At 35.5% G+C, this 6,238-nt stretch carries 7 protein-coding genes; 2 read left to right on the forward strand and 5 right to left on the reverse strand.

The features are described from left to right. The 3 genes from ACY651_RS15025 to ACY651_RS15035 form a co-directional block, all read right to left on the reverse strand. A partial coding sequence (locus ACY651_RS15025) for an ATP-dependent DNA helicase (protein ID WP_462254185.1) occupies window positions 1-1,829 on the reverse strand: 1,829 nt, incomplete at its 3' end. Window positions 1,830-1,925: 96 nt separating this feature from the next. After that, on the reverse strand, window positions 1,926-2,303 hold the full coding sequence (locus ACY651_RS15030) for a GxxExxY protein (protein WP_462254187.1): 378 nt from the start codon (window positions 2,301-2,303) through the stop codon (window positions 1,926-1,928). A 147-nt stretch (window positions 2,304-2,450) separates the two neighbouring features. Then, entirely contained in the window at window positions 2,451-2,798 is a 348-nt protein-coding gene (locus ACY651_RS15035) for a single-stranded DNA-binding protein (protein ID WP_462219331.1), read from the reverse strand. Between the two features lie 235 nt (window positions 2,799-3,033). Here ACY651_RS15035 and ACY651_RS15040 point away from each other — a divergent pair, with 235 nt between their 5' ends. Further along, complete coding sequence (locus ACY651_RS15040; RefSeq protein WP_462254189.1) at window positions 3,034-3,954, forward strand: IS1595 family transposase; 921 nt, start codon at window positions 3,034-3,036, stop codon at window positions 3,952-3,954. Beyond that, window positions 3,955-4,806, forward strand: coding sequence for a KilA-N domain-containing protein (locus ACY651_RS15045; RefSeq protein WP_462254191.1), 852 nt, complete (start codon window positions 3,955-3,957; stop codon window positions 4,804-4,806). Window positions 4,807-4,829: 23 nt separating this feature from the next. Here the strand turns inward: ACY651_RS15045 and ACY651_RS15050 are convergent, their stop codons facing one another. Continuing rightward, window positions 4,830-5,465, reverse strand: a complete 636-nt coding sequence (locus ACY651_RS15050; RefSeq protein ID WP_462254193.1) for an NADAR family protein — start codon at window positions 5,463-5,465, stop codon at window positions 4,830-4,832. Between the two features lie 15 nt (window positions 5,466-5,480). Beyond that, window positions 5,481-6,238 (reverse strand): phosphoribosyltransferase-like protein (locus ACY651_RS15055; RefSeq protein ID WP_462254195.1); only part of this gene is annotated, 758 nt, incomplete at its 5' end.

Genomic DNA, 6,238 nt, shown 5'->3' on the forward strand with positions numbered 1-6,238 from the left:
CAGGTAAGATTAATTTTAGGCAGTGCAAATTTTAATTTGTGTTGCAAAAATGTAGTTACGGAAAATGGTTGTTTGCAATATTGCAGATAATAAATAGTGTTGTAAATGGCTAAAGCCAATTGATTCAACTGTTCATTGATAATACTGGAAGTTTCTTTGTGCTCCGTTACAAGCGGATGGTTTTGTACTGCTTTTTGATATGCTAAAAATTTCGGCTCAAAATGATTAGCCGCATCGCTTATTCTTTTTTGTGCTGCAGAATTATTTTCAATTACCGCTTCTTCTTTCAAAATGCCACTTACCACATCAATAAATTTTAAACCAACAGATCTATCGGTAATAAAATGTTGTTTTATATTTTCTATCCATGGTAAACTCTCTGTATTTAATTTATCCTGCTGTTGTGTAATGTGGTGCAGCAATAAAGCAATATTAATTTCAACATCACTAAAACTAAAAATTTCACTTATTAATTGTTGGGTAAAAACTTGCCTGGCCCCGGTAAACCTTTCTGCAAGCGAGCCTTTGTGTGTTAGCGATTGCTGACCTTTAATTACATTATCATTACTAAACAATGTGGTTGACGACAATTTGCTCAACAATACAATTCCTTCTAAACTGGTACAGCGGCTGAGTGCCACATACACTTGTCCGCTGCTGAAAGATGCACCGGCATCAATCATTACTTTTTCAAAAGTTAGTCCCTGGCTTTTGTGAATAGTAATAGCCCAGGCCAGGCGCAATGGGTATTGTGTAAAAGTTCCCATGGTTTCCTGTTCCAGCTTACCATCGTTACGGTTTAAAGTATAACGGGTATTTTCCCAGGTCTCTTTCGCTACTTCAATTTCCACACCATCACAATCCACAATAATTTTATTATTCTCCAATAATTTTACTACACCAATCTTTCCATTAAAATATCTTTTGGCAACCACATCATTTTTTAAAAACATTACCTGTGCGCCTTCTTTCAATAGCAATTCAGCCTCTGCCGGAAAAATATGCTCCGGAAAATCTTCTTCTATCTCCGCTTTAAAAGTAAAAGCGTTGGTAAATAAAATTTCTATTTTTCGTTGGTTAATTTCTGCTGCCTGTTTATTGTGAGAAGTGAGCGTAATATATTTTTCGCCGGGCATAGGAGAAAATAAAGGATCGTACCGCATGTGCAGGTCTTCAAAATCATCGGCATCCATTTGGTTGTTACGCACTTTATTTAGCAACCGCACAAACGAATCTTCTTTTTGCCGGTAAATTTTATGCAGTTCAATCAGCAACGGCATTTGTTCTTTAATGGCCATGCTGTCAAAAAAAAACGGCGTGGTATAATATTCCTGTAAAATACTCCACTCGTGGTTTTGTGCTACGGGTGGCAACTGATGCAAATCGCCAATGCATAATAATTGTACGCCGCCAAATGGCGTATCATAATTGCGGCGGATGCTTTTTAAAATAGTATCAATCGCATCCATCACATCGCAACGCACCATACTTATTTCATCAATTACCAGCAACTCCATTTTACGAAGCAATTGTTGCCGTTGTTTATTATATCTTATTTTGCCCAGCAATTCTTCTTTATGATTTCGTGTAGGTAAAAACGGGTGAAAAGGCAATTGAAATAAACTGTGCAGCGTAACACCGCCGGCATTTATTGCGGCTACGCCTGTGGGTGCGGCTACTACAATATTTTTAGTAGCGTTTTCTTTTAAGTATTTTAAAAAAGTGGTTTTGCCGGTACCGGCTTTACCGGTGAGGAAAATATTCTCAGATGTTTCGGTTACAAAGCGGTAAGCTAAGTCGAATATTTCGTTGCGTTCTATTGTAGCCACAGTATTACTTTTTTAAATTATGAAGAATTAAGCCTGCGGCTTAAAAAGTTAGCCACGGATTACACAGATTTTCACGGATTGAATACAAGGGAAAAATTAGAGCACCAACCTTTTGTATTCAAGACTTGTTTTTCCAAAATTAATAATTAGACCTAAAGCACAATTAGAAACTTTCAAATAATTTAATGTTTGTGCAATAAAATCATTTGATATTCCCTCTTTGGTTGCTTTTATTTCTGCAATAATATTTTCCATTACAAAAAAATCTGCAAAAAATTTATGAGGTAAAATTATTCCTTTGTAATTGATATCAAACTCTTTTTCTCTCACATAATTAATTTCGGCTTTTGCAAATTCAATTTGCATGGCATCTTTGTAAACTACTTGTAAAAAACCATGGCCTAAAAAACGGTGAACTTTCATACAAGCCCCAATAATTTTGTAGCTCATATCTTCATTAATTAGTATTGACATAAATTTGTTTTTAATAATCCGTGAAAATCTGTGCAATCCGTGGCCAACAAATTTTAAGCCGAAGCCTTAAAACAAAAATTGTTTAGTAATGGATTGCACAGATTTTCACGGATATGTTTCGTTTGTAAATTTTTGTGCTGTAGCTATTTATGCCGCAGGTTTTTCCCCGCCAATCAACAGCAACTCATTTACCTGTATTTCGGTAACGTATCTTTTAATGCCATCTTTATCAGTGTAGCTGCGGTTGATGAGCTTTCCTTCAATAGCAACCTCCTTGCCCTTTGTTAAAAACTTTTCGGCAATGTCAGCCACCTTACCCCAAGCCACCACATTATGCCAGGTGGTTTCGGTAATTTTTTCGCCGGTACGGCCACGGTAAGTTTCGTTGGTGGCCATGCTAAAGCGGGCCAGCTTTTTACCATTTTCGGTGTTCTTTACTTCTGGTGCGTTGCCCAGGTTACCAATCAATTGAACTTTGTTTTTTAATGCGTACATTTTTTTTCGTTTTGTGCACCCCCATCCCCTAAAGGGGTGTTGAAGGACGTGCGGTTTTTAATTTATTTCAACCAACCGGGTTTGTTTGTTTCCGATTGACAATGCAAAGATGCGCTGGGCAAAAAGCGTTAGCCGGAGATTATCCTTTTACTTGGCAATGATATACAACTTTACACCAAATAATTAGGAAGTTTGAAATATTGAGCATATCTTTACACCACAAAAGCCAACAGATATGTTACCAGAATTTAAAAGCATCTTCGATTTACTGAAAGCATTTCCTACAGAACAAGCCTGTATTGACCACTTAGAAAACCTTAGCTGGGGAGGCAATCCGGTATCTCCTTTTGATGCAACAAGTAAGGTTTACAAATGTGCTGGTAATAAATACAAGTGTAAGAATACATTGAAGTATTTTAATGTAAGGACAGGCACAATTTTCGATAACACTAAAATTCCTTTACAAAAATGGTTCTTAGCCCTGTACGTTTTCAGTTCACACAAAAAGGGAATTAGCAGCCACCAATTAGCAAGGGATATTTCAGTTACTCAAAAATCAGCTTGGTTTTTATTACACCGCTTGCGTTATGCTTTTGACCATCCAAATTTTCAAAAAACATTGGGTAACGTTGTAGAGATTGACGAGGCTTTTATGGGTGGTGAAGCGAAGAATAAACATGCAAATAAGAAAAACAAAAATGCAGATGGCAACACAAAGCATGAGCAGCAGCCGGTAATTGGATTAAGGGAGAGAGGCGGTAATGTTGTTTGTATTGTAGTTCCTGACCGTAACAAAGAAACATTATTGCCTATCATTCGCAATGTAGTTGATAAGGACAGTATTTTAATGACAGATGATTATAATGGTTACAAAGATTTAAAGAACGATTACAGCCACTACACAGTTAACCACAGCGCAAAGGAATACGTTAATGCAATGGCTCATACCAATGGTATAGAAAACTTTTGGTCTCATTTAAAAAGAGGTATTGACGGTATTTATCATTGGGTATCAAAAGAACATTTACAATCTTATGTAGATGAATTTACTTTACGGTTTAATACTCGTAAATTAGCAACGCAAGGAAGGTTTGATTTAATATTATCTGCTGTATCAAATAAGAGATTAACTTATAATAATTTAAAAAAATGCTAAATGGCAAAGCAAATTGAAATACCCTTTATAAATAGGGAGTTAGAACACATACCAGTAACGCAAAGGATAACAGACGGATATATTAATGCTACAGGTATTTGTAAGGCGGCAGGTAAAAATTTTGCAGACTATGCCAGATTAGGAAGTACCAAAGAGTATTTAGATGCTCTTAACGCCGATATGGGAATTCCCATATCGGAACTTGTACAACAAATAAAAGGCGGTATTCCTGAATATCAGGGTACATGGGTGCATCCACAGGTTGCAATAAATTTAGCACAATGGGCGTCACCTAAATTCGCTGTAGCTGTATCAAAATGGGTATTTGAGTGGATGAATGGTAATGTACCAAACAGGAATAAATTACCATACCATATACAACGATATTTAATTAATCGAAGCGAAATACCGCCAACGCATTTTTCTGTTTTCAATGAGATTGTTTTTAATTTAATTGCGCCACTTGAAGATAAGGGGTATGAATTGCCTGATAAATTAGTTCCTGATATTTCACAAGGTAGAATGTTTGCAGGATGGGTAAGGCAAGCAAAAGGATTAGAGCCAAATGATTTTCCTACCTATACACATACATATCCCGATGGAAGGGTTATACCCGGCGTTAAATTATATCCTAATAGTTTGTTAGCTGAATTTAGAGAGCATTTTCATAATGTATGGCTAAAAGAAAGAGCAGCAGCATATTTTAAAGAAAGAGACCAAAACGCATTAGGGTACTTACAAAAAGTAATTGCCGAATTGCCAGCCCCTGTTGATGAAAAAAAAAACTTGAGTGAGTTTGACCAACAATTAAAGGGGTTATTAAATACACCGCCACCCAAAAAAAACAAATAGGAAGCTAAGTTTTGAGAAAAATTTTAACCCGCATAAAAAAGGTCTGCCTCGTTTGATGAATAACACTCGTGTTCTGAATATTCGTCCTTGCAAACTTTTTCTATAGTATTTCCTAAAAACTTAAAGTTATCAATGTTTAAAGTTTCAACACACTTTTGAGGTTTACTGTTATGTATAAACTCTTTGCGAATGAGCATTAAAATTCGCCCCAAAGCATTAATGCCAACATAAGTATTATCATCCTTTTTAACTGCCCCCCAAACCTTATCTTTTGGGCTCGCCTCCACAATAGGTTTATTGCCAGTTGCAATTAATAATTGACTGAACTTTTCCCAATTTTGGGAAAGCTTTACTTCTATAACCCATTGCATCATTTTAAATCTTACATCATTCCAATCAGGCCTAGTTAAATTTGTATTTGCTCTACTTATCCATTTTGCGCTCATTGGGCTTTTTTCATTTATTATATCCCATTGTATTTGGGGATAATCGGGAAACCTGCAAGCCTGATACATATGTTCTGCTGACGGCACAATTATATCGTTGATTTTAATCGAATATCCTGCGGCCATATTTGACAAGCCCCCAAAGTCCTCCTTTGTCTTACGGAAAACTATGCTTTCTGACAACGAGTATATTCGTGTTGCTTTTGTTTCCATGTTTTATTGCTTTTTTTAATTACCGCCTCTATTTTTTAACTCAAATAAAAAATACCAACCGTGATTATCCCACCAAAAAACTATCGGTGTAGTATTCGAAATGTTTCTCCAAGTAAAAAACAAAGTGCCTGTGCCCAATGTTTTATGAAAAGGAACTGTTATTCCCAAAGGTCTTTGAACACGTTTCAACTTATCTACTTTATCAAAAAGCTTTACCCCTTCTTCTAATAAAATATTCTCAAACCTGATGCGATTCTCCGGAGATGAAAAAAAACTTTCAACTGCTGGAGTTCCCTTTTTTCTAAACGCTACTTCCCCAAAACTTGTTTCATTAATACTGTTAAAATATTTTTTTATATTTTCATTGTCAGTCGGCGCAGGGTAGGCAAAATTCAATTTTTGATTATTAAATATTCTCAAATTCTGAACCTTATAATAATAATAATACCTTATTTTATTTCTTATCTCATCACCAAATTTTTTTTTCAACCTCCATTCTATGTCATTCCATGTATGTAAACAAAAAACGTTGATGATTACTATTTTCTCTTTTGCAATTACTTTCTGAGCGTTTGTTAAACCGTCCTCATTTTTAAATTCAAGCCATCCAGGTATATACTCTTCCGTTCTATAATCTTTATGCCCAGCTAAGTCATTATATATAGTATTACCAGATACTAAGATATCATCAACATATAAAGCGTATTTTTTTGATTTCGTTCCGCAATTTTTTAATTCAATTTGATACCTTTTCTGCAACTCATCGTCCAATA

Origin of the sequence: Ferruginibacter sp. (assembly GCF_031391665.1) — a bacterium.
Classification (GTDB): domain Bacteria; phylum Bacteroidota; class Bacteroidia; order Chitinophagales; family Chitinophagaceae; genus Ferruginibacter.